General features: G+C 61.0%; 25 protein-coding genes and 1 other RNA gene. 15 read left to right on the plus strand and 11 right to left on the minus strand.

Annotated elements, in window-relative coordinates; genetic code table 11:
• The 3 genes from JJE47_15875 to rnpB all read left to right on the plus strand — a co-directional run.
• On the plus strand, positions 1-621 hold a 621-nt coding region (locus JJE47_15875; protein ID MBK5268898.1), incomplete at its 5' end, for an ABC transporter ATP-binding protein.
• Positions 591-2156: a hypothetical protein gene (locus JJE47_15880; protein MBK5268899.1), complete on the plus strand. Its 1566-nt coding sequence runs from the start codon at positions 591-593 to the stop codon at positions 2154-2156. The genes JJE47_15875 and JJE47_15880, both read left to right, overlap by 31 nt.
• A gap of 150 nt (positions 2157-2306) precedes the next feature.
• Positions 2307-2698: RNase P RNA component class A (rnpB, locus tag JJE47_15885), an RNA gene on the plus strand.
• Between the two features lie 45 nt (positions 2699-2743).
• On the opposite strand, the gene JJE47_15890 is transcribed toward rnpB, so the two are convergent.
• The gene (locus JJE47_15890) at positions 2744-3103 is read right to left on the minus strand and encodes a hypothetical protein (GenBank protein MBK5268900.1); all 360 of its coding nucleotides are present in this window, start codon (positions 3101-3103) and stop codon (positions 2744-2746) included.
• A gap of 234 nt (positions 3104-3337) precedes the next feature.
• Between JJE47_15890 and arsB the strand changes: the two genes are divergently transcribed.
• Entirely contained in the window at positions 3338-4420 is a 1083-nt protein-coding gene (gene arsB, locus JJE47_15895; protein MBK5268901.1) for an ACR3 family arsenite efflux transporter, read from the plus strand.
• Between the two features lie 40 nt (positions 4421-4460).
• Here the strand turns inward: arsB and JJE47_15900 are convergent, their stop codons facing one another.
• On the minus strand, positions 4461-4922 hold the full coding sequence (locus tag JJE47_15900) for a gamma-glutamylcyclotransferase (protein MBK5268902.1): 462 nt from the start codon (positions 4920-4922) through the stop codon (positions 4461-4463).
• 140 nt (positions 4923-5062) lie between these two features.
• Between JJE47_15900 and JJE47_15905 the strand changes: the two genes are divergently transcribed.
• The 9 genes from JJE47_15905 to JJE47_15945 all read left to right on the plus strand — a co-directional run bounded on the left by JJE47_15905 (position 5063) and on the right by JJE47_15945 (position 11373).
• Complete coding sequence (locus JJE47_15905) at positions 5063-5284, plus strand: hypothetical protein (protein ID MBK5268903.1); 222 nt, start codon at positions 5063-5065, stop codon at positions 5282-5284.
• Between the two features lie 16 nt (positions 5285-5300).
• Positions 5301-6320, plus strand: coding sequence for an anthranilate phosphoribosyltransferase (gene trpD / locus JJE47_15910; GenBank protein ID MBK5268904.1), 1020 nt, complete (start codon positions 5301-5303; stop codon positions 6318-6320).
• On the plus strand, positions 6320-6766 hold the full coding sequence (locus tag JJE47_15915; GenBank protein MBK5268905.1) for a transcriptional repressor: 447 nt from the start codon (positions 6320-6322) through the stop codon (positions 6764-6766). Before trpD ends, JJE47_15915 begins: the two co-directional genes overlap by 1 nt.
• A gap of 32 nt (positions 6767-6798) precedes the next feature.
• Positions 6799-7122 (plus strand): hypothetical protein, encoded by a 324-nt coding sequence (locus JJE47_15920; protein ID MBK5268906.1) that lies wholly within the window; start codon positions 6799-6801, stop codon positions 7120-7122.
• A 93-nt stretch (positions 7123-7215) separates the two neighbouring features.
• The gene (locus tag JJE47_15925) at positions 7216-7437 is read left to right on the plus strand and encodes a hypothetical protein (protein ID MBK5268907.1); all 222 of its coding nucleotides are present in this window, start codon (positions 7216-7218) and stop codon (positions 7435-7437) included.
• A gap of 65 nt (positions 7438-7502) precedes the next feature.
• Positions 7503-8459 carry an energy-coupling factor ABC transporter permease gene (locus tag JJE47_15930; GenBank protein ID MBK5268908.1) on the plus strand — a complete coding sequence of 319 codons (957 nt, stop codon included), beginning with the start codon at positions 7503-7505 and terminating at the stop codon, positions 8457-8459.
• Positions 8456-9223 carry a cobalt ECF transporter T component CbiQ gene (gene cbiQ / locus JJE47_15935; protein MBK5268909.1) on the plus strand — a complete coding sequence of 256 codons (768 nt, stop codon included), beginning with the start codon at positions 8456-8458 and terminating at the stop codon, positions 9221-9223. Before JJE47_15930 ends, cbiQ begins: the two co-directional genes overlap by 4 nt.
• Positions 9220-9957 (plus strand): ABC transporter ATP-binding protein, encoded by a 738-nt coding sequence (locus JJE47_15940; GenBank protein ID MBK5268910.1) that lies wholly within the window; start codon positions 9220-9222, stop codon positions 9955-9957. The genes cbiQ and JJE47_15940 overlap by 4 nt, the downstream gene beginning before the upstream one ends.
• Before the next feature lie 9 nt (positions 9958-9966).
• Positions 9967-11373, plus strand: coding sequence for a dienelactone hydrolase family protein (locus tag JJE47_15945; GenBank protein ID MBK5268911.1), 1407 nt, complete (start codon positions 9967-9969; stop codon positions 11371-11373).
• A 10-nt stretch (positions 11374-11383) separates the two neighbouring features.
• Here the strand turns inward: JJE47_15945 and JJE47_15950 are convergent, their stop codons facing one another.
• The 9 genes from JJE47_15950 to JJE47_15990 form a co-directional block, all read right to left on the minus strand.
• Complete coding sequence (locus JJE47_15950) at positions 11384-11968, minus strand: redoxin domain-containing protein (GenBank protein ID MBK5268912.1); 585 nt, start codon at positions 11966-11968, stop codon at positions 11384-11386.
• The gene (locus JJE47_15955) at positions 11965-12711 is read right to left on the minus strand and encodes a tetratricopeptide repeat protein (protein MBK5268913.1); all 747 of its coding nucleotides are present in this window, start codon (positions 12709-12711) and stop codon (positions 11965-11967) included. Before JJE47_15955 ends, JJE47_15950 begins: the two co-directional genes overlap by 4 nt.
• The gene (locus tag JJE47_15960; protein MBK5268914.1) at positions 12708-13100 is read right to left on the minus strand and encodes a cytochrome c-type biogenesis protein CcmH; all 393 of its coding nucleotides are present in this window, start codon (positions 13098-13100) and stop codon (positions 12708-12710) included. Before JJE47_15960 ends, JJE47_15955 begins: the two co-directional genes overlap by 4 nt.
• The gene (locus JJE47_15965; protein ID MBK5268915.1) at positions 13093-15126 is read right to left on the minus strand and encodes a heme lyase CcmF/NrfE family subunit; all 2034 of its coding nucleotides are present in this window, start codon (positions 15124-15126) and stop codon (positions 13093-13095) included. Before JJE47_15965 ends, JJE47_15960 begins: the two co-directional genes overlap by 8 nt.
• Positions 15123-15521, minus strand: coding sequence for a cytochrome c maturation protein CcmE (locus JJE47_15970; GenBank protein ID MBK5268916.1), 399 nt, complete (start codon positions 15519-15521; stop codon positions 15123-15125). The genes JJE47_15965 and JJE47_15970 overlap by 4 nt, the downstream gene beginning before the upstream one ends.
• 103 nt (positions 15522-15624) lie before the next feature.
• Complete coding sequence (ccsA, locus tag JJE47_15975) at positions 15625-16338, minus strand: cytochrome c biogenesis protein CcsA (GenBank protein ID MBK5268917.1); 714 nt, start codon at positions 16336-16338, stop codon at positions 15625-15627.
• Entirely contained in the window at positions 16338-17006 is a 669-nt protein-coding gene (locus JJE47_15980; GenBank protein MBK5268918.1) for a heme exporter protein CcmB, read from the minus strand. The genes ccsA and JJE47_15980 overlap by 1 nt, the downstream gene beginning before the upstream one ends.
• Positions 17003-17617: an ATP-binding cassette domain-containing protein gene (locus JJE47_15985; GenBank protein ID MBK5268919.1), complete on the minus strand. Its 615-nt coding sequence runs from the start codon at positions 17615-17617 to the stop codon at positions 17003-17005. The genes JJE47_15980 and JJE47_15985 overlap by 4 nt, the downstream gene beginning before the upstream one ends.
• A 79-nt stretch (positions 17618-17696) precedes the next feature.
• The gene (locus tag JJE47_15990; GenBank protein MBK5268920.1) at positions 17697-18110 is read right to left on the minus strand and encodes a hypothetical protein; all 414 of its coding nucleotides are present in this window, start codon (positions 18108-18110) and stop codon (positions 17697-17699) included.
• Positions 18111-18238: 128 nt separating this feature from the next.
• Here JJE47_15990 and JJE47_15995 point away from each other — a divergent pair, with 128 nt between their 5' ends.
• Both JJE47_15995 and JJE47_16000 read left to right on the plus strand, forming a co-directional pair.
• A complete protein-coding gene (locus JJE47_15995; protein MBK5268921.1) occupies positions 18239-18931 on the plus strand; it encodes a response regulator transcription factor in 693 nt (230 codons plus the stop codon).
• Complete coding sequence (locus JJE47_16000) at positions 18928-20121, plus strand: HAMP domain-containing histidine kinase (GenBank protein MBK5268922.1); 1194 nt, start codon at positions 18928-18930, stop codon at positions 20119-20121. Before JJE47_15995 ends, JJE47_16000 begins: the two co-directional genes overlap by 4 nt.

Here is a 20121-nt window from a genome sequence, read left to right on the forward strand (position 1 = left end):
ACCGGCCTGCTCCGCCCTGACAGTGGGTCCGTTTCCGTGGCGGGCCATGACGTGTGGCTCGATCCGGTGGCGGCCAAAGCCGTCATCGGGTTGGTGCCTGACCAGCCTCGCCTCTTCCAGAAACTGACGGGTGTCGAGTTGCTTCATTTCTCAGGGCAGCTGCGCGGCTTGGAGGAGCCGGCAGTGAGGGCCAGGGCTGCTGAGCTGTTGGGTGTTCTTGGCCTGGCCGACGATGCCACGACTCTGGTAGCCGACTACAGCCTCGGAATGACCAAAAAGCTCGCCATCGCGGCCGCCTTACTCCATCGTCCGCTCGTGATCTTCCTCGATGAACCGTTCGCGGGGGTCGATCCGGTGTCCCGTCAGGTGGTCGAGGCGATTCTCGGCCGCTACGCGGCAGGGGGCGGAACGGTCGTGTTCTCGGATCACGCCATGGATGTCGTCGAGCGCCTGTGCAGCAGCCTGGTCATCATCAACCAGGGTGCGGTGCTGGCGGCCGGGTCCCTTGAATCCGTGACGGGTGGCCGGAGGCTGCAGGATGTGTTCGTAGAAATGGTCGGCGGGGCCGTGCTTGCAGATGGAGAGCTGTCATGGTTGGGGTCTTTGCCCGACTCAAGCTAAGGACCCTCTTCAACATTGCTCGATCTGGCAAATGGCCCGTTCTGGCCGTGCTGGCGATCGTCATGATCGGGGGGTTCGGGGTCGGTTTCGCCTGGTTGGTTCGTTTCGTCATCGAGAGGGTCGACGGTGATCCCGTCGTCGTGGGGATCATCTATTCGGCGGTGGCGCTCATCTGGATCGTCGGACCGATCGTGATGGCCTCCATCGATCAGACGCTCGAGCCGAGGTCGTTCGAGAATTACCCCCTAACCCGCCATCAGATGGCCGCCGGGTTGACCGTGGCAGGCATGATCAGTCCGGGGTCGGCGTTCACCTTGCTCCTGGTGGGAGGTGTGGCAGCCGGTCAGACAGATGCGCTCGGATGGGGCTGGGCGGCCGCTGGCGCATGGGTGGCGGCGGTCCTGGTGTGGGCGTTGTGCCTGCTTGAAGCGAGATTTCTGACGACATTCCTGAGCGACATGCTGCGATGGCGGCGAGGTCGAGAAATCGTATCACTGGCGGCGCTCATGCTGCTCGTTCTGCCAAGCCTCGTGCCAGTCACCTTCGTGGATAGCGCTAATCCTGATTTCGGGTGGGTGTCCAGGGTGGTTCGGTGGAACCCGTTTGGGGCGCTCGGCGGGGTCGGGGCGAGCCTGATGGAAGGTGACTGGATTTCTTCAATCGGGGTGCTGTCACTCGGCCTGGCCTTGTCGGCGGGTATGGTGTCGGGGTTTGGTTGGGCGCTTGGCCGCCTGAGTATCCAAACCGGTGACACCACGCCGGTCCAGCGTCTTAAGTCGACCGGCCTCGGGTTCGGTTCGAGTCGGCTCATGAGCGGCCCGGTCGGGGCGGTAACCGCCAAGGAGCTCAAATATCTGCGTCGTGATCTCCGGGTCAAGGGTCAGTTGCTCGCCAGCGTCATCATTATCGTCGGACTCGCGTACTCAGCGCTTACCGGCCAGTTGGGGTCATGGGCACCGATGACCGTTTCAGCCGTCTCGTTCGCTCTCCTTGCCCCGCTCATGTTCAATACCTTTGGTCTCGATGGCGGCAGCTTCTGGATGTACGTTCTCTCCGGTGTCCGGGGAAGACAGGTGCTGGCCGGGAAGATTGTCGCCTATTTGTTGGCTGCCACTCCGGTATTGCTGGTCGTGACCGGGCTGCTGGCATGGTCAGGTCGAAGCATCTCCTATTTGGGAGCGGGATTCCTGACGGCGATGGCTACGTCGGGCCTGTTTGTCGGTGTGGGGGCAGTGGTAGCCGTTTATGCGGCATATCAATTGCCCGAAGAGAATCTGTTTGCGACTCGAACGGCCGGGCAGTTCCGCGTCATGCTTTTCGGCCTGGGTGGGTTCTTCGTGACCGGGCTTGCCCTCCTTCCGATGGCCGTGGGCCTACTGGTCGGCTGGGCGATCGGGGGAGTGGGAGGCGTAACGTTGGCTGCCCTCGTGGCAGTCATCTACGGCGGGGGAGTCCTGGCACTTGGACTGTGGGCAGGAGGAAGTTTGTTCGACGAGCGAGCCATGAGGCTCATTGAAATCCTCGACGCCGAATAGCGCCTAGCCGATGCCTCCGGCCAATGTGGCACTGGCAGGGGAGTGCTTGAGACGAACCATGGCCATAACCCCGACGGCTTCTGGTACTCGTGGTCGTCCTACCAAAGTCAGACCGACCTCATTGGTGGTCAAAGCGGGTTATCGTTACCGTGAGTTCGCCGGGCGACCGCCGGGAGAAATCCTGGAGGAAAGTCCGGACTCCACAGGGCAAGGGCGCTGGGTAACCCCCAGGCGGCGCGAGCCGATGGAAAGTGCAACAGAAAGTAAACCGCCAACGCCGCAAGGCACGGTAAGGGTGAAACGGTGGTGTAAGAGACCACCAGCGTGTCGGGTGACCGGCACGGCTGGTAAACCCCGCCCGGAGCAAGGCCATGCAGAGACTATGACGGCCCGTCGATCCTCGTTTGAGGTGAACGTCTCGGGTAGGCCGCACGAGGTTGACCGGTAACGGCAATCCCAGATAGATGGTCGCTGCCTGTTTTGATCGAGCTTCGCTCGAAAGAAACAGGAGACAGAATCCGGCTTATAGGCGAACTCAAACTTGTGGGATCCCGCCCGATGGGCGGGATCTCGCCGTTAACGCACTTCTACTTGGACCGGCTGGCCAGGTAGGCGCCTGTGGCACCAAGTCCGGCGGCGAGGAACAGAAACCAAGCCTGCTGGACGGGCGGGGCGGGACTCCCTCCGGCCATTGAGGCAATCGTCACTCCGAATCCAAAGGCCAAGGCGGCCAGTGTGCCGTGGAATATCTTTCGCATCGAAAGCCTGCCGCCAACGTAGCCGGCTCCGACCAGTCCGACCAGAACTCCGAACACCACCGCGCCGGTAACGGAGTTTCGGCCCAAGGCAGCTGTGGCTGCCCACGTAAGCGTTGCAGCGAGCGAGGCGATCACGGCGGCCGCCCCAAAGCCGAGCATGAGAGCATGCCACTGTAACGTTCGGAACATTGCGTGATCGATCCTTGGACTGGAGGGCGAGTACCGTCAACTCTACGACTGATGCCAGGCGATTATCCATTTCGCCACCTGAACCGTTCACGGGCGTCGTATGAGGCCCGTAGATTGACAGTAATCGGGATCGGGTTGTCTCCAACCGGAGCCGCCGTGAGATCCAATAGCCAGGACCTAAAATGACTGACCGAACATGAATGGGTACGGGAGCCAGCCGATCGGGGTCCAGTCGTGACCGGGAGCCAACCGACCGTGACCGAACCGGCACTCGCCCGATTGTCAGTCGTTGATCGTTTCCTGCCGGTCTGGATCATCGTGGCGATGATCCTCGGACTTGGTCTGGGCAGGGTCTTTCCTGATCTCAACGACTGGCTCGACACCGTCAAGATCGGATCAGTTTCGTTGCCGATTGCGGTGGGACTGCTCGTCATGATGTATCCGGTGCTGGCGAAGGTCCGCTATTCGCAGATGGGTGAGATCGCCACCGACAGGAAACTGATAGCTACTTCGTTGATACTCAACTGGGTGGTTGGTCCGGCCCTGATGTTTTCGCTGGCGTGGCTGATGCTGCCCGATCTGCCACAGTATCGGACGGGGCTCATCATTATCGGGCTGGCCCGGTGTATCGCCATGGTGCTTATCTGGAACGATCTGGCGTGCGGGGATCGAGAAGCCGCTGCGGTGCTTGTGGCACTCAACTCGGTCTTTCAAGTCGTCGCGTATTCGGTATTGGGCTACTTCTACCTTGAGCTCTTACCGAACTGGCTGGGACTTGAGAGTGCCGCGTTGAATGTGTCGATGTGGGAAATTGCCAAGATCGTCCTCGTGTTCCTGGGGATTCCGCTGGCAGGTGGATATTTCACCCGCCGTTGGGGGGAACGTAGCCGTGGCGTTGAGTGGTATGAGGGAAGGTTCCTTCCCAAACTCGCCCCCTGGGCGCTCTACGGGCTCCTCTTTACCGTCGTGATCCTCTTCGCTCTCCAGGGCGAGACCATCACCGCTCAACCTCTCGATGTGGCGCGCATCGCCCTTCCGCTTCTCGCCTATTTCGGGTTGATGTGGACCGTGGCGTTCGCACTAGGTCTGCGTTTGCATCTGCCGTACGAGAAGAACGCCAGCGTTGCGTTCACCGCGGCGAGCAACAACTTTGAACTAGCGATTGCGGTAGCCATCGGTGTGTTTGGTGTTACGTCGGGTGAAGCGCTGGCCGGTGTGGTTGGTCCACTCATCGAGGTGCCGGTCTTGGTCGGTCTTGTATATGTTGCGCTGTGGGCGAGGAAACGGTTTTACGTCGACCCCGCGGTTGCGGGGTAGAGGTTGGATCGGTGACCGCCGGGGCGGTCGGATAGGGCAACTACGCCGGGTTGTCCATGTGTTCTTCGAGTCCGGCAATCCAGCCGGTTGGCAGCTTCCAATGCCGGGCACCCAGAACGATCTGGCCCATGTACTTCTTCGAGGGATGGGCCACGCGATCGGAGCTATCCGCATGGACGTGGGTAACGACGCTGTGACGCTTGCCTTCGCGATCGACCGCCTTGAAGTCGTAGGTGATCGACCGCAGCTCTTCGAGTTCCGCTGCGCTGATCGCTTCGAGGTCCTGATCGCTTACCGCGAACATCGCCCCCCAGACCGTGTTCCCCGGCTCGGGACGAACCGATGGCAGAGCGCCGGCCCCAACTTCGAGTTCGAACGGAAAGATAAGTTTGGTTTCAGGGAGGTGGGCAATGAACTGGAACTCGGCTCCAGGTGCTACGTCCCTGAGACGATATGGCGACATGAGCGCCGTATATGAGAAGTACAGGGTCGTATCAGACACCGCGGCGAGTTCCTTTCTGTAATTCGTGAGATCTTGCCGTCCTATGGTAGTGCCACTGCCGGTGAACACCGAAACTGTGATCGAATCGTTTCCGGGGTAGTTCCGTCAGAGGTCCATATGGCGACAAGGTGTCACCCCGGATGACCATTCAACCGCAACTCTGGATCATCGCCGAGCCACCCTCTTCGGGGCCACCGAACGATGGGGAGTTCGGGGTGGGATCACCCGACGATGGCGTCGGAAATCGTTCCGGACGGGCCGGCGCGGCTGGCTTGACCCTCACCGGTCTCCTTGGTGCGCCAGCCGGGAGTCAGTCCGCAAGTGCGGGTCCGGCGACTACGATGCGCGCAACATCCAAGTAGCCCGGAGATCGATGTTATGCAGTGGTCAAGCACGCTCAAACCGCTTTCAGAGGGCGCCGACCTGACGAGAGATCAGGCCCATGGAGCGATGACCGAGATCATGTCGGGCAGGGCGACCCCCGCTCAGATTGCGGCATTCATCGTCGCCATCCGGATAAAGGGTGAAACGACCGACGAGCTAACGGGTCTGGTCGAGGCGATGCGCGAAGCCTCCATTCGCGTGACGATAGACCGCCCGGTGCTCGACATCGTTGGCACCGGCGGAGATGGATTCGGGACGTTCAATATTTCGACCACGGCATCGTTTATTGCGGCAGGAGCGGGCTGCACGGTGGCCAAGCACGGTAATCGGTCGGCTTCTTCGAAGTGCGGATCAGCTGATGTTCTCGAAGCCCTTGGCATGGTCATAGACCTCGAGCCGGCCATGACGGTGCAAATTATCGAACAAGAGGGGTTCGGTTTCTTTTTCGCCCGGAACTACCACCCGGCCATGCGGCACGCCGGCCCTGTGCGATCGGAACTCGGGATTCCGACGGTATTCAATTTTCTCGGCCCGATGACCAACCCTGCCACGGCCCAACACCTGGCACTCGGAGTGGCCGACCCACAAATGGCCGAGAAGATGATCGGTGTGCTGGCCAACCTTGGTGCGGTCAGGGCTTTTGCGTTCTATGGCGACGACGGTCTCGACGAGTTGTCGACGATCGGTCCCTCGACGTTATTTGAGCTCAACGGTGGCGTTATCAAGAAGTCAACCTTCGAGCCGGCCGATCATGGACTCAGGCGGGCGAAGCTGGAGGACCTTCTGGGTGGTGACGCGGCCGATAACGTCACGATTCTGAGAAGCGTGCTGGCTGGCGAGGCCGGACCCCGGCGAGACATTGCGGTCCTCAATGCGGCGGCCGGGATCGCGGCGTCCGGCAAAGCTCCTTCGATTGCCGATGGGATTCCGCTTGCCGAAGCCTCCATTGATTCGGGGGCTGCTGAAAACGTGCTCCAAAGGGTTATCAACCTCAGCCAAGAGATGGATCGGTAATGCACGTCGCCGCCGATGACCTGATCGCAGTCTTACGGGCAGAGGGCCTCCGGGTAACCGCCGCCCGTCAGGCGATTTGCCAGGTCATTGCCGACGGGCATGACAAACATTTGACCTCGGCGGGGGTGCACGATGAGGCCCAGAAAATCGCCAAACAGGCCATCAACCCCTCGACGGTCTATCGGACGCTCGAGGTCTTCGAACGGCTGGGGATTGCCCATCATGTCCATCTCGGGCACGGACCGGGCGTTATCCACCTGAGTGAGTCAGAACCCCATCACCACTTGACCTGCGACACGTGTGGCTCCACCATCGACGTGCCTGCCGGAGGGCTGGAGGGGTTCTTCAGGGAACTGCACGCTTCATACGGATTCACCGTCAACCCATCCCACTTTGCCCTCGGCGGATACTGTCGGGATTGTGAACATTTGGGGAACTCAGGTTGAGATAGATTTGATTCTGCTGCAAACTGGCCGGCATGAACCGTTCCGCCAACCTTCTCGTCGTGTTCGGCCTTGTGCTGGGAGCCTGTGGCACCGACGTCTCCGTCGGGCTCGGGACCACGGCCACTTCGATCCCGGGCGCTGCAGGTGCGCCGACCACGAGCGCGGTTACCAGGCCGATCACTGAAACGACGTCAGGCGTCACCGGAGATACAGCTGTATCTCCGGCGGAGCGGGCACCGTCCGGAGTAGAGGGACCGGTCGCCCCTGACTTTTCACTGGTACTCGCAGACGGTTCGACCTTCACCTTGTCGGAAGGGTCCCGGCCGGTCTACATGGTGTTCTGGGCCGAGTGGTGAAGTTCCTGCCAACGGGAGTTACCCGTTATCGACAAAGTTTCCGCTGACTATGCAGACCAGGTGACGTTCCTGGCGGTGGCGTGGAAGGGATCCTTGCAAGACACGACCGAACGGGCATCCCAACTGCTTCCGTCTGGCAGCGTGTTGTGGGGGTTAGACGCCGAAGAGAAGGTTTTTTCTGCCTACGGGGTTCCCTATCAACCGGTTTCCGTGCTCATCACCCACGATGGAATCGTGAAGACCTCGTGGGCTGGTGCAGCCGGCGAAGAGGTTCTTCGGGCGGAACTCGACTCCCTTGTCGAGACGGCCGGATAACCTGATTCACGGTCGGCTCGGAATCGCCGTATAGTTATTGCAAGTAGCTTGCAAGAGGCGATCCCATGCATATTCCCGATGGTTTTATTAACGGCACGACGTCGCTTGGGGCGGGAGTAATTGCCGCCGGCGGAGTCGGTGGAGCGCTCCGCCAATCAGCAGCTCGTCTCAAAGACCGTCAGATCCCTCTGGCAGGACTGGTGGCGGCCTTCGTATTTGTGCTGCAAATGCTCAACTTCCCGGTGCTACCAGGCATGAGCGGCCATTTACTCGGCGGTGCGCTTGCGGCCATTCTGATGGGTCCATCAGTGGCAGTGGTGGTCGTCTCAGTTGTGATCATTCTCCAGGCTATGTTGTTCGCCGATGGCGGAGTCTCGGCACTCGGCCTAAACCTGATCAACATGGCCGTGGTTACGACGCTGAGTGGTTGGTTCATGTTCCGATTGGTCCGGGCCCCGTTCCGGGCGTCCCGGCGGGCAGTTCTCGGTGCTTCATTTGTGGCGGCGACCCTGTCCGTGGTGGTGTCCGCAGTTATGTTTGTCGTCGAATACGCCATCGGTGGGGTCGGTGGAGTCAACCTTTTCAATGTATTGTTGCTCATGGCTGGCTCCCATCTCCTGATCGGCATCGGCGAGGGCTTCATAACAGTGGCGGTCGTCGGGGCGGTCCTTCAGGCCCGACCCGATCTGGTATTTGGAGCGAGCGACCTGACAGCCGAAGGTGGTCCCCGGCTGCCCATGAAACGATTTTGGATACTCGCCGGCGTCGCTGCGGCGATTCTGGTGTCACTTACCGTCTTCGCTTCCTCGAACCCCGACGGGTTGCAGTGGGTGGCCGAGCAAACCGGGTTTGCACAAGGAGCTCAGGGAAGTTTGACCGCCACCTCCCCGTTGTCGAACTACGGGGCAGCCGGTCTTTCTGCTGGAGCTGGCAGGATTGTGGCTGCTGCGGTGGGCATGGTTGTGACGTTTCTTCTCGGCTGGGTTACGTTCACCATATTGCGACGCAGGTCACCGGTATGAGTGGCGGCCACGCGCATGCTCTTCACATTCATGGGCACTCGGTCGTACATCGATTGCCCGGCCATCTGAAGGTGGCAGCACTGTTCTTGTTCGTCGTTGCGGTGGTAGCAACGCCGGCGCGGGCAGTCTGGGCTTTCGGCCTCTACGCGTCGGTGCTCGGTCTGGTGGCCGGATTAGCCGGCGTACCGGTCCGGTTTATTGCCCGGCGAATGCTCGTTGAGGTGCCATTTCTGGCATTTGCAGTGCTGCTCCCGTTGGTCGGGGAAGGCCCATTTCTCGAATTCGGCGGAGTCAGATTGTCCGAGGCCGGGGTTCTCGCCGCCTGGACGATCCTGGCGAAGGGCTCCTGTGGCGTAGTGGCTTCGATTCTGCTGGCAGCCACAACGGAGATTCCAGACATTCTGGCCGGCCTCAACCGCCTGCGTGCCCCGAAAGCCATCGTGGCGATTGCCGGTTTTATGGTCCGCTATCTCGAGGTGATAAGTGGTGAGATGGCGCGTATGCGTGTAGCGATGGCTGCCCGCGGCTACGAACCCAAGGCCTTCTGGCAGGTGAAGGCACTCGCCACCTCTGCCGGGGCGCTGTTCATTCGCTCCTACGAGCGGGGGGAGCGGGTCTACATGGCGATGGTGTCACGAGGTTACGCGGGTTCTATGCCGACGTTCGGCGAGGTCCCGACGTTGACCGCCGATGTGGTGCGGGCGTTGGCATTGCCCGGATTGGCGATCATTACGGCGGCGGTCGCCCTGGTGGTCTCCGGATGAGCGCCTCGATCTCAGTCACCGATCTCACCTTCTCCTATCCGGGTGGTCTCAAGGCTCTCGATGGGGTGAATCTTCACATCGGGGCAGGAGAGCGAGTGGCGATGTTCGGCCCGAACGGGGCGGGTAAGACCACGCTCGTCCTGCATCTGAATGGCATCCACATGCCTCCGCCCGGACGAGTGGTGGTCGGGGGAACGCCGCTCGATGACACCTCGGTGATGGACATTCGGCGCCGAGTCGGAATGGTATTTCAGGATCCCGATGATCAATTGTTCATGCCAACCGTTCGTCAGGACGTTGCGTTCGGTCCAGCCAATTTCGGCGTTTCGGGTGACGAACTCGACGAGCGTGTCCGGGACGCACTCGGCGCGGTCGAGATGGTGCATGCCATCGACCGCGCTCCACACCACCTTTCGCTTGGCGAGCGCCGCCGGGTGGCGGTGGCGACCGTGCTTGCTTCGAAACCCGAAATTCTGGTGCTTGACGAGCCTTCCTCCAACCTTGACCCCGCCTCCCGGAGAGAGCTGGCCACGATTCTCAAGGGCCTTGAAGTAACGATGCTCATGGTCACCCATGATCTGCCCTACGCCCTTGAGTTGTGTGAACGAGCTGTCATTATCGACGCAGGGAAGGTGGTTGCCGATGGCGGAACCAGGGAACTGCTCAGCGATCCGGAAATGCTGGCGGTCCATCGCCTTGAATTGCCGTACGGTTTCGATCTCAAAGCTGTGTAGATTCGCCGTATGAGCGTGTGGGAATTGGTGATGGTTGGGTCGTTGGCCGGGTTCGTCCTGTGGCCGTCCGTTACCGGCTTGCCGCGTCGGCCCTTTGGATGGATTCCTGTTCTGGCCGCCGCCGGGGCGTTGTTCATGCATGTTCGCGTCGAAAACATCCGATGGCAGCTCTATCCCATGTACCTCCTCGTCGTGATTCTCTCCGTGTCGACGGCCTGGGAGATTGTGTCGCCCACCCCGGAATCTCCCGAAACACCTCGCGGGCGGATCGCTCAACTGGGCAAAGGCCTCTCGGGGGTCCTGGGGATCGGAGTGCTGGTCATTCCAACGTTGGCTCTTCCGGTGATTCAGTTGGCCGCTCCAACGACGCCGATCGGTACCATGACCGTGCGATCGGTGAGTCCTGACCGGGTGGAGCTCTACGGACCGAATCCGGGTGGTTTCCGCCAGATCACCCTCCAGATTTGGTACCCATCCGAACCGAGTGATGGACCTCTGGCCCCTTTTGTCGATTCGTTCGACGACTTTGCTCCAGCCACTGCCGCCTACCTCGGACTGCCTTCGTTTGCGCTCAACCATTTACGCAACGCCACTATGGGCAGCGTGTTCGATGCACCCGTTGCCGGCGAATCTGAACCGTATCCGGTCGTTGTGTATTCGCACGGGTGGGCCGGTTTCCGGACGGTCGCCTTCTCGCAAGCCGAGGCGTTGGCCACCGCCGGGTATGTTGTCGTGGCCATCGACCACACATACGGCGCTCTGGGGACCACCATCGACGACGGAGCAACCTTCGCGGCGCTTGATCCGGCCGCCCTTCCTGACGAGGAAACGGTCGGCGACGCGGCGTACGCGGCCGCCTCAGAGACACTCGTTGACATCTTTCGATTGGATATCGGCCAGGCCCTGGCAGCCGTCGAGGACCTCAATGCCCGGGGTCCGATGGCCGGCCGCCTCGATCTGGGTCGCATCGGGGTTTTCGGCCATTCGACCGGCGGGGGGGCGGCGATCGAGTTCTGCGCCACCGACGATCGGTGCTCGGCGGTGTATGGCCTCGATCCCTGGGTCGAACCCGTCGATGAGGCGATTCTGGCCGGCGGCGTTCAGGTACCGATGGCGATCCTTCGCTCAGAAGCCTGGCTCAGTGAGCCGAACGAGATCCCGCTCGCCACGCTGCGGGAGGCCTCAACCGACGTTGTGTCCTTCGGGTGCATCATGGGAACCGCTCACCGGGATTTCACCCTGCTCCCGCGGCTATCGCCCTTGTCAAAGTACCTCGGGATCGGCGGGTCCCTCGACCCCATTCGGAGTAGTGAGCTGGTTGAATCGCAGCTCGTCTCGTTCTTTGATCGATACTTGAAGGGGGAGGGCGACGGACTGGCTGGACTCGACGCTCCCGAGATAGCCGGCTGCCGCTAGGCAGGTGTCGTCAATCGTTTGGTGAGCCCTGCGGCGTGCCGGTCTCGGTTACACCGATGGTGTTGCCGGCTTTGATGTCTTCGATGATGCCCAGGATGAGTCCAAGATTGGCCGGGCCGGTGATCTTGGCAACGACGACCCCGGATTCATCCAGGAAGAACGTCTCCGGTACCCCAAACAGTCCGTATTCGATGGCGGCGAAGCCCGGTTCGTCAAACAGGTACTCGGCGGAACTGGCGCGCCCGAGTTCGTCGAGAAAGGCATTGGCGTCGGCTGGCGTATCAAGGTAGGTGATTCCGATGAGCTTGACATCGTCGGCCAACGTGTTCGCAGCCGCCGTGAGTTCGGGATGTTCCAGCCGACACTCGATGCACCACGACGCAAAGAAGTTCACCATGACGATCTTTCCGCGGTAATCAGCCAGGTTGATCTGACCGGCCCCGTCGAGTCGGGGAAGGTCGAATCCAGGTGCAGGCTGATTGATGAGCGGCGAGGATGAAACACGAGGTTCGGTATCTGCCAGGTTCACCGCCAGAACGATCACCCCGGCAAGCAGGACCAATACACCAAGCCAGGCGATCCGGGAGGTTTTCATGAGCCGTCCTCAAGGGCGGCGATGGCGTTCGTGACCACGGAGCGGACGTCATCGGGCAAGTCCGGGCTGTCAGAGACCAATCGTAGGTCAGCCAGTGCCTCGTCGGTCCGGCCGAGTCGGGCATACACCAGGCCCCGGAAATAGTTGGCTTCGAGGTTGGCGGGGTTGGCTTCCAGGGCCAGGTCCTCGAAGCGCAGCGCGGTGTCGGGCTCGCCCGACTCGAGGATCATCCAGCCGATCCGAGCAAGAGCTTCAGACTCGTCGGCCGGAGCAGGTCCGGAATCGAGCACAACCTGGAACCACGTCAAAGCATCTGAGTATTCGCTCGCTTCGAAGTATCGCTCTGCCAGTGCCAGGCGCATACGGTTGACCTCGGGTATGTCAGGGTTGGCGTTGATCACTTCGATCATTTGCTCGTTACCGATGGTGGCAAGATCGACCTGACGATCGGGTCCAGAAAAAGCGTCGGGTTCCCTCCCGACCAAAGCACCACTGGCAGCCCAGGTGATTCCGGCGAAGGCGACGGCGAGTATGACCGCTCCTACCATCAACCGGCTCCGAGAACGCGGCAAAGTTGAGGCCGGGTCTACCTGATCCTCAGCACCCTGTAGTCGGGCGATCTCGGCTTTGTAGGTGTCGGTGAGGCGGTTGGCGGTGGCCTCGTCGAGTTCGCCGCTGGCACGTTGTTCCTGGACATCAGCGAGATCTTGTTCAACCTGAAAGAGAAGGTCTCCCGGATTCATGGCGAGTCTGCCCTGGGGCCTCGTCGGAGGGACCGCATTGCCCAGGCACCGATGAATATGGCCAGCCCGGGGGCCACCCACAACGCCAACCCGAGGCCTGATGTGGATGGGTCGATGATGATTTCATCGCCGAAGCTATTCGCCAGGCCATCGAGGATCTGCCGATCACTTTGGCCCTGCGAAATCTCGGCCGCGATATAGGCGCGAATATTGCGAGCGTAGGCAGACTGGGAGTCGGCAATCGAGTTCTCGCAGACCGGACACGCCACCCGTGAGCTGAGACTCGCCAAACGGTCGGCGTCGCTTGGGGGGTTCCCCAGCATGCCCCACCCGACGATGGTGGCCAATGCCAACGTGATGACCAGGCGGATCCAACTACGTTTACGCATCGGCCAGGGCGGGTTCCTTGACCGGGCCGTCCGGTTGCCTCGTCACACGGCGCATGGCGGCCGACCATACCCCACCCATGGCGATCACGAGACCGCCGAGCCACACCATCCACTGGAGCGGAAACCACCACACATCGGCAGTCATTGAGTCGGCCTGGATGTCGACGGCCGAAACATAAAGATCGCCCGATGGCAACGACATAACGCCCGGGGTAGGAATGAACTGCCCGACTCCGGCAAAGCGATTCAATCGTGGTTCCACCATGCCAATGGTTTGACCATCCTTACTCACAAATACCCGCGCCCCCAGCACCTCGCGATTCGGTTCTGACCGGCTGAAGGGCGACCGGTATTCGAGTTGGTATCCGGCGAACGTTGTCGATTCACCCACCGCGATCGTGGTGGTGTCCGTGACACCCAGACCACCTGATCCGGCGATGCCAACCGCCAGGATGAGTACGCCGAGATGGGAAACTTGACCGCCCCAGAAGCCGGGGTCACCTTGCAGGACCCGGATCAAGGCCGCTCCCCACGTCAGATCGGTCTTGGCGCGGATTCGTCCGGCCTGGGTGAGCAGGTGTCGGATGATGACGGCGGCCACGAATCCGGACAGTGTGAAGGTCAGAATGGGCCAGGCCGCCCGAACGCCAAGGAACACGGCGAGAGCTCCGGTGGCCAGGCCGACCTGCATCGGGGTGCGAATCCGGCCCCACACCAGGGTCGGGCTGGCTACCCGGTACGGCATAACGGGCCCGATTCCCATCGCCAAAATGAGTCCTAGTGACAGTGGGACCGCGAATCGATCGAAGAACGGTGCACTGATGGTCACCGTCTGGTTCGCGAAGGCATCCACGAAGATTGGGAAGATGGTCCCGATCAGGACGACAAACCCGAACACGGTCAGGAGCAGGTTGTTCGTGAGAAATGCCCCTTCACGGCTTGAGAATGATTCAAGTCGAGGGGAACTTGCCACCAGCTCGGCTCTGGTGGCGAATAATGCAAACGAGCCGATCACAACCACGGCGAGAAACGCCAGGAGGGCAGGGCCGATAGCCGATTGGGTGAACGAATGCACCGAGGTTATGGCCCCCGATCGGGTCAAGAACGTACCGAGGATGGTGAGCGAAAAGGTCGAAATGACCAACACGAAGTTCCATGACTGGAGCATGCCGCGCCGGATCTGAACAAACGATGAATGTATGAAAGCGGTTGCCATAAGCCAGGGCATGAGCGAAGCGTTCTCAACCGGGTCCCAGGCCCAGTACCCGCCCCAGCCGAGTACCTCGTATGACCACCAACCACCCAACAGGATGCCGGTTGTCAGGGCAGACCAGCTGATGAGGGTCCACTGCTTGGTGCGGCGGGCCCATTCGATTCCGGGCAACCGTTGGGCGAGAGCAGAGATTGCGAAGGCGAACGGAACCGTCATCCCCACATAACCGGTGTACAGGATCGGGGGGTGAACCGCCATCAGAATGTGGTTTTGAAGGAGCGGATTGGGTCCCCGGCCTTCGATGATGGTCGCCGCACCGGCCCACGGCCAGGGCGAACTTCCCGCACAACTGGTTCCCAAGGCTTCGGTACAGACCGCGAATGGATTCGCGACGGTCACCATGAGGCCGAAGAAGAACAGAGCGACGATGCCGAGAACCGTGAGGGCGCCGGCCCCCAGCCGGTCTTGTGATCCATCAAACTGGCGATGGACGAGCCAGGTGAATACGGCGAGCACCAATCCCCACAAGACGATGCTGCCCTCAAGGGAAGCCCAGGCAGACGCCATCTTGAAGATGGTTGGGGTGGTCGTTGCCGAGTTGTTCACAATGTACGCAATGGAAAAATTGTCCGTCAGTAACCCGATCTCAAGCGCCACCATCGAAACGATGGCTCCTCCCAGAAGGAATCGGGTCCCGGTTCGGTACCAGCCGGGGAGAACCACGCCCCCTGCCAACTGGAAACCGGCTGCGATCAAGAGGATGGCACCGATCAGGGACGTGAGTAGTCCGACGTCGCCGAGGAGAGCGTTCATGGGCTCTCTTGGTAGCCGTCGGGCGCTACGTATTGCTCGTCGTGTCGGATGATGATCTGGGTGGCCCGGAACCGATCACCCTCCCAGGTGCCTTCGAGAAGCACCGGCATGTCATCGCCGAATAGCTGCGGAGGGGTTCGATCCGTGACGACTTCTATGAGGGTGCCCCCATCTGATACCCCAAACGTCGTTTCGTCAGTGGACACGACCGAACCGCTCACGACCCGGCCGCCGAGGCGGAAGACCCGGCCATCCGCGAAGCTGGTTCGCTGGGCGACAGCCTCGTCGGGGAATAGGTAGTACACCGTGTTCGAAGTCAGGCCGCCGCTGATCAGAAATGCGGCAATAACGCCAATGACTGCTACCGCCGGGAAAACAAACAGCTTGTTTCTCATGAGAGGTCCTTGCGCTGCTTTCGGTCTCGCCAGAACAGGGTTGCGACGTACGCAACCACGGCGACATACGTGATGAGGAACGAGGAAAGCACGGAGGGATCGGTCATGAGCCAGGCTGCAACTTGGGAGGAATGACCGCTGCACCGGCGTTGGGGGTGAGATGTGTCTGCGCCAGGCGAGCCTCTTCGAAACGAAGTTGATCAGCCCTCCATACCAACAGGCCGAGGTAGAGGATCGTGAAGGCCGCCAGATTGACGAGCATCGAGATCAACGTTTCGGTCGGCATGCTGGCACCATCGGGCCGCACGGATTGGGTTTGGTGAAGCGTCCGCCAGATATTGACCGAGAAGTAGACGAGGGGGACCTGTAATGCCCCAATGGCACCCAATACGGCAGATCGGCGGGCGCGCTGTGTGGGGTCGGGAGTGGCCCGGCGCAACGCCAGGTAGCCGAGATAGACGAAGAACATCATGGCCGTGCTGGCAAGTCGTGCATCCCCCCAGTCCCAGGCGATGCCCCAGGTCGCTTTGCCCCAGATCATGCCGGTGATGAGCGCCAATCCAGTGAAGAGCACACCGACTTCGGCAGACGCAGCAGCAAGATGATCTGCTCTGGCATGCTTGGTGACCAGCCAGGCGATCCCGAAAACGGCCGTCATTCCGAACGCCAGGAACGCCAACCAGGCAGTCGGGACGTGCACGCTGATGATCCGAGCGCTTTCTCCCTGTACGGCATCGCCGGGCATCCGGGTAGCCCAGGAGAAGCCATACACCATGCCAATGGTCGCCAGGCCGAGAAGGGCGTAGCGAGGCTTCATCACGTCGTCTCCTCAAGTGGTTGGGCTGTCACGACACCGATTACGGCTACCGCGAGTACGACCGCGACCATAAACAATGCAGGGATAAGGATACCGTTCTTTGTGCGAATGGATTCCATCCCCTGGGCAGCGGGAACGAGAAGCGGAACGGAGAGCGGGGCGACGAGGAGTGGAGCCAACGCCGATCTGGTCCGCAGTGACGCAGTGAGGTCGGCAGCCAGAGTTCCGATGATGGCGAGGCCGGCCGCCGCCAGGATTGCCAGGGGAGTTACTGCAAGCCAACCCGGGACTGCGGCAGGAGCGAACAAAACGATCATGGTGGGAGCCACTACCAGTTCAAAGCCCAGCAGCAGAATGGCACTGGCGGCTGCCCGACCGGTGAAGCGGGCGGCGGGATCCGTTCCGAGCATGCGTAGCTGCTCCTTCTGCGCCGATGATTCGGCCGCCGACTGACGAAACGTAATGAACATGCCGAAAAGGAGCGTCACCACCCAGAACATGCCCGGTCCGATGGTCGACAGAAGTTCCGTATTCAGCGGGAGTGCCAGCGGTATCAAAAAGAGAGCCACGAGACCGAACGGAACGGTAATGAACATGGCTTCACCCGAGCGCCCTTCAATTCGCAAGTCTCTACGCAGAATGATCATGGCTTGTTTCCGAAACGTCATTTCAGCCGCCCCTCGTTCAATTCGATCGTGCAGCTGGCGAACGTGATCTCGGTGGCGTGCGAAACGATGACACAGGCCCCTTTTCTGCGGATACAGCGTTCAACAAGTGCCTCAACCAGGCCGCCGGCAGCCCGGTCAAGGCCGGAGTGGGCTTCATCGAGGAGTAGCACGTCATGATCGACCAGGAGTAGACGTGCCAGGTCGGCGCGGCGTCTCATCCCCTCGGATGCCTCGCCTGCCCTGCGACTGCGGGCTCCGCTCAGCCCGACTGCCTCCAACGCTTCGTCGACCCGATTTTTTGGAACGCCAGCCAGTTTGGCGACCAGGTGAAGGTTCTCGTCAAGCGTCAGATCTTCATACAGAGCCGGGTGGTGGGCGACGAGGCCGACCCGTTTCCTGGTAGCCGGACCGGGAGCCGCTCCGAACATTGACACCTGACCATTGGTGGGCCTCATCAAACCGGCCATCAATCGCAGGAGAGTTGATTTACCGGCCCCGTTCGGGCCTCTCAGCCAGGCGACGTCTCCGGGCATCAAGGCCAGCGTGATGTCGGACAGGATCGGAACCCGTCCAATGCGTAGGGAGGCGTCGTTGATATCGATGTGTGGCACACCGGGGAGTGTAGAAACCTCAAAGCAGGTACCGGTCCGGCGTACGCCGAACCGGTACCTGCTCGATGGCTGGTTCGGGTCAGTGGTTGGGGATTAGCGGACAGAGAAAGGCGGCTTCGGTGATCGGGTCTCCGATTATCACCCAACCATCGGCCTCGGCCTGAGCCAGTTCTGCGGCGGACGTGATCATGTGCCCGGCGGGAAAGTCCATGGTCTTGGTGACGGGCGTTGGAAGCCAACGTCCTCCGTTGTAGCCCTGGCCGGGAGCCGCTTCAGCAACCGGCTGCTGGTCGGGGACCAGGAAGAGTTGGTCGAATGACTTGTTGTGCCCGTTGTATGGCAGCGAGCCTTGCAAGATCGTTCCGTATAGATCTCCATCGGCGTAGATGAAGTCGGGGGTGATCGGGCCGCTTCCCGGCTTGGCGGCAAATGCCGGAGCCGCAGTAGTAATCGCCATCAACACTGCGATGGCCAGGATTGTGATTCTCTTCATAAGTATGTCCTCCTTGAGAGAAGCGTCGATGGTTACTGTGCCGCTGGTCGAGGAAGGGCAGATAACGGATTGGTGAACATCCCGGGAACACGGGTTGCGGGTTTCGGGCGCTGCCGTACGATGGCGTCATGATTAAGCAAACCCGGGTGATGATCGTCGACGATGAGCCCACCATTCGCGAGGTCATGACGACCTATTTACAGCGAGACGGCTTCCTTGTCGACACCGCCGCCACCGGCGCAGAAGCGGTAGCAAAGCTGCGAAAGGGTCTTCCCGACCTGCTCATTCTGGATCTCATGCTGCCGGGGGTGGGGGGACTCAACATCCTCAAAGAGCTACGCACCAACTCCACCGTGCCGGTCATCGTTCTCACTGCCCGTACCGAGGAGGCCGATCGGATCATCGGACTTGAGTTGGGCGCGGATGATTATGTTTCCAAACCGTTTTCTCCCCGCGAGCTGGTGGCCCGGGTTCGGTCGGTCTTGCGGCGGGTGAATGTCGAACCCGAACCGGGGGTAGAAGTTCTTGAGTTCGACGGGCTTACGATTGACACGGTCAGTCGGGAGGTGACCGTCAACGGCGAGTTGGCCACGCTGACCGCCAGGGAATTCGATCTGTTGGTCTTCCTGGCGTCCTCGCCGCGGCAAGTCTTCTCGCGTTCCCAACTCCTCGACCACGTTTGGCACTCGTCGTCGGAGTGGCAGGACACTTCAACGGTCACTGTCCACGTCCGCCGCATCCGCCACAAGATCGAGCAAGATCCGGAACGTCCTGACCGTTTGGTTACCGTGCGCGGGGTCGGGTATAGGTTCGAGGGATGAAGCGGCTCGTCATCATTGTTGTTGCCCTCGCCACGGTCTGGGTGGCGTTAAGCGAAGCTGCCATGCAGCCGACCGCTCCGGAGCGGTTGGCCCTATATGGAATCTTCGGGGCCGTGACCGTCGTGACGGTCGCAGTCGGCTGGATTCTGAGAAAGTTCGCCAACCGTCTCACGTCGATCACGCTTACGATTCAGATAATTGCGGTGTCAGCGGTGCTCGTGGCCGCCCTCGGCTCTGTGATGGCTTCGCCCATGTTTCTAACCGCCCACGACCTGCGGCTCATGTTCGTCGAGTTGGGGCTGGGAGTGGCGCTCGGATTGACGCTCGCCCTGAACGTGGCCGGTTCGGTAACCGACGATCTGGCCCAAATCGCCAGGACCGCCGAACTTGTGGCGGCCGGCGACACGTCGGTTCGAACCCGGGTGTATCGTCCCGACGAGATCGGGACAACGGCGCGAGCCGTCGACGAGATGGTGGCCCAGCTCGACTCGGCCAAACGTCAACGGGATCGTGATGAGCAAGGGCGTCGCGACTTCCTGGCCGCAGTTGGCCATGATCTACGAACGCCACTTTCGAGTCTTCGAGCAGGTCTTGAAGCCCTCCAGGATGGTCTGGTCGTCGACGAGGCTGTCATGTTGCATCGGCTGGTTGGCAACTTGGGAACTTTGGAGCGTTTGGTAGATGACCTGTCGATTCTGGGACGGGTCGAAGCCGGTGGGATCGTTCCGGTTGCCATCGACCTTGCCGAACTCGCCGACGAAACGGTCGACAGTCTGGTGACTGTCGCGCAGGCCAATCGGGTCGAATTGACGGTGCTGGCGCCAGACCGGGTGATCGTGGTAGCCGATCCGAGTGCAGTTGGACGGCTGATCCGGAACCTGGTCGACAACGCGATTCGGTATGCGCCGGCCGGGTCGGCGGTTCTGGTGCGGGTCTCGGTCGGCGGACTTGGTGGAATCGTCGAAGTGGCTGATCAAGGACCCGGTTTTGATCCGGATTTTGAACTGGTGGCTTTTGATCGTTTTACGACCAACGACCCATCTCGCAGCGCTTCGGGCTCCGGGCTCGGTCTGGCGATCGCCAGGTCTGTGATCGATGCTCACCATGGCACGATCGGGATTGGGCAGGGTCCCGGCGGAGTTGTGAGGTTTGAGCTACCCGCCACGCCGATCGAAAGCGCCACCAGCTAG

It is taken from the genome of Acidimicrobiia bacterium, assembly GCA_016650365.1.
Taxonomy (GTDB): Bacteria; Actinomycetota; Acidimicrobiia; order Spongiisociales; family JAENVV01; genus JAENVV01.

Excerpts from the sequence above, each read along its gene's own strand:
- JJE47_15880 (MBK5268899.1), top strand. The coding sequence starts at position 591 with ATGGTTGGGGTCTTTGCCCGACTCAAGCTAAGGACCCTCTTCAACATT.
- trpD (MBK5268904.1), top strand. The coding sequence starts at position 5,301 with ATGCAGTGGTCAAGCACGCTCAAACCGCTTTCAGAGGGCGCCGACCTG.
- JJE47_15940 (MBK5268910.1), top strand. The coding sequence starts at position 9,220 with ATGAGCGCCTCGATCTCAGTCACCGATCTCACCTTCTCCTATCCGGGT.
- JJE47_15965 (MBK5268915.1), bottom strand. The coding sequence starts at position 15,126 with ATGAACGCTCTCCTCGGCGACGTCGGACTACTCACGTCCCTGATCGGT.
- JJE47_16000 (MBK5268922.1), top strand. The coding sequence starts at position 18,928 with ATGAAGCGGCTCGTCATCATTGTTGTTGCCCTCGCCACGGTCTGGGTG.
- JJE47_15960 (MBK5268914.1), bottom strand. The coding sequence starts at position 13,100 with ATGCGTAAACGTAGTTGGATCCGCCTGGTCATCACGTTGGCATTGGCC.
- JJE47_15955 (MBK5268913.1), bottom strand. The coding sequence starts at position 12,711 with ATGAATCCGGGAGACCTTCTCTTTCAGGTTGAACAAGATCTCGCTGAT.
- JJE47_15950 (MBK5268912.1), bottom strand. The coding sequence starts at position 11,968 with ATGAAAACCTCCCGGATCGCCTGGCTTGGTGTATTGGTCCTGCTTGCC.
- JJE47_15970 (MBK5268916.1), bottom strand. The coding sequence starts at position 15,521 with ATGAGAAACAAGCTGTTTGTTTTCCCGGCGGTAGCAGTCATTGGCGTT.
- JJE47_15990 (MBK5268920.1), bottom strand. The coding sequence starts at position 18,110 with ATGAAGAGAATCACAATCCTGGCCATCGCAGTGTTGATGGCGATTACT.
- JJE47_15980 (MBK5268918.1), bottom strand. The coding sequence starts at position 17,006 with ATGACGTTTCGGAAACAAGCCATGATCATTCTGCGTAGAGACTTGCGA.
- JJE47_15930 (MBK5268908.1), top strand. The coding sequence starts at position 7,503 with ATGCATATTCCCGATGGTTTTATTAACGGCACGACGTCGCTTGGGGCG.
- ccsA (MBK5268917.1), bottom strand. The coding sequence starts at position 16,338 with ATGAAGCCTCGCTACGCCCTTCTCGGCCTGGCGACCATTGGCATGGTG.
- cbiQ (MBK5268909.1), top strand. The coding sequence starts at position 8,456 with ATGAGTGGCGGCCACGCGCATGCTCTTCACATTCATGGGCACTCGGTC.
- JJE47_15905 (MBK5268903.1), top strand. The coding sequence starts at position 5,063 with ATGACCATTCAACCGCAACTCTGGATCATCGCCGAGCCACCCTCTTCG.
- JJE47_15945 (MBK5268911.1), top strand. The coding sequence starts at position 9,967 with ATGAGCGTGTGGGAATTGGTGATGGTTGGGTCGTTGGCCGGGTTCGTC.
- JJE47_15915 (MBK5268905.1), top strand. The coding sequence starts at position 6,320 with ATGCACGTCGCCGCCGATGACCTGATCGCAGTCTTACGGGCAGAGGGC.
- JJE47_15920 (MBK5268906.1), top strand. The coding sequence starts at position 6,799 with ATGAACCGTTCCGCCAACCTTCTCGTCGTGTTCGGCCTTGTGCTGGGA.
- JJE47_15890 (MBK5268900.1), bottom strand. The coding sequence starts at position 3,103 with ATGTTCCGAACGTTACAGTGGCATGCTCTCATGCTCGGCTTTGGGGCG.
- JJE47_15995 (MBK5268921.1), top strand. The coding sequence starts at position 18,239 with ATGATTAAGCAAACCCGGGTGATGATCGTCGACGATGAGCCCACCATT.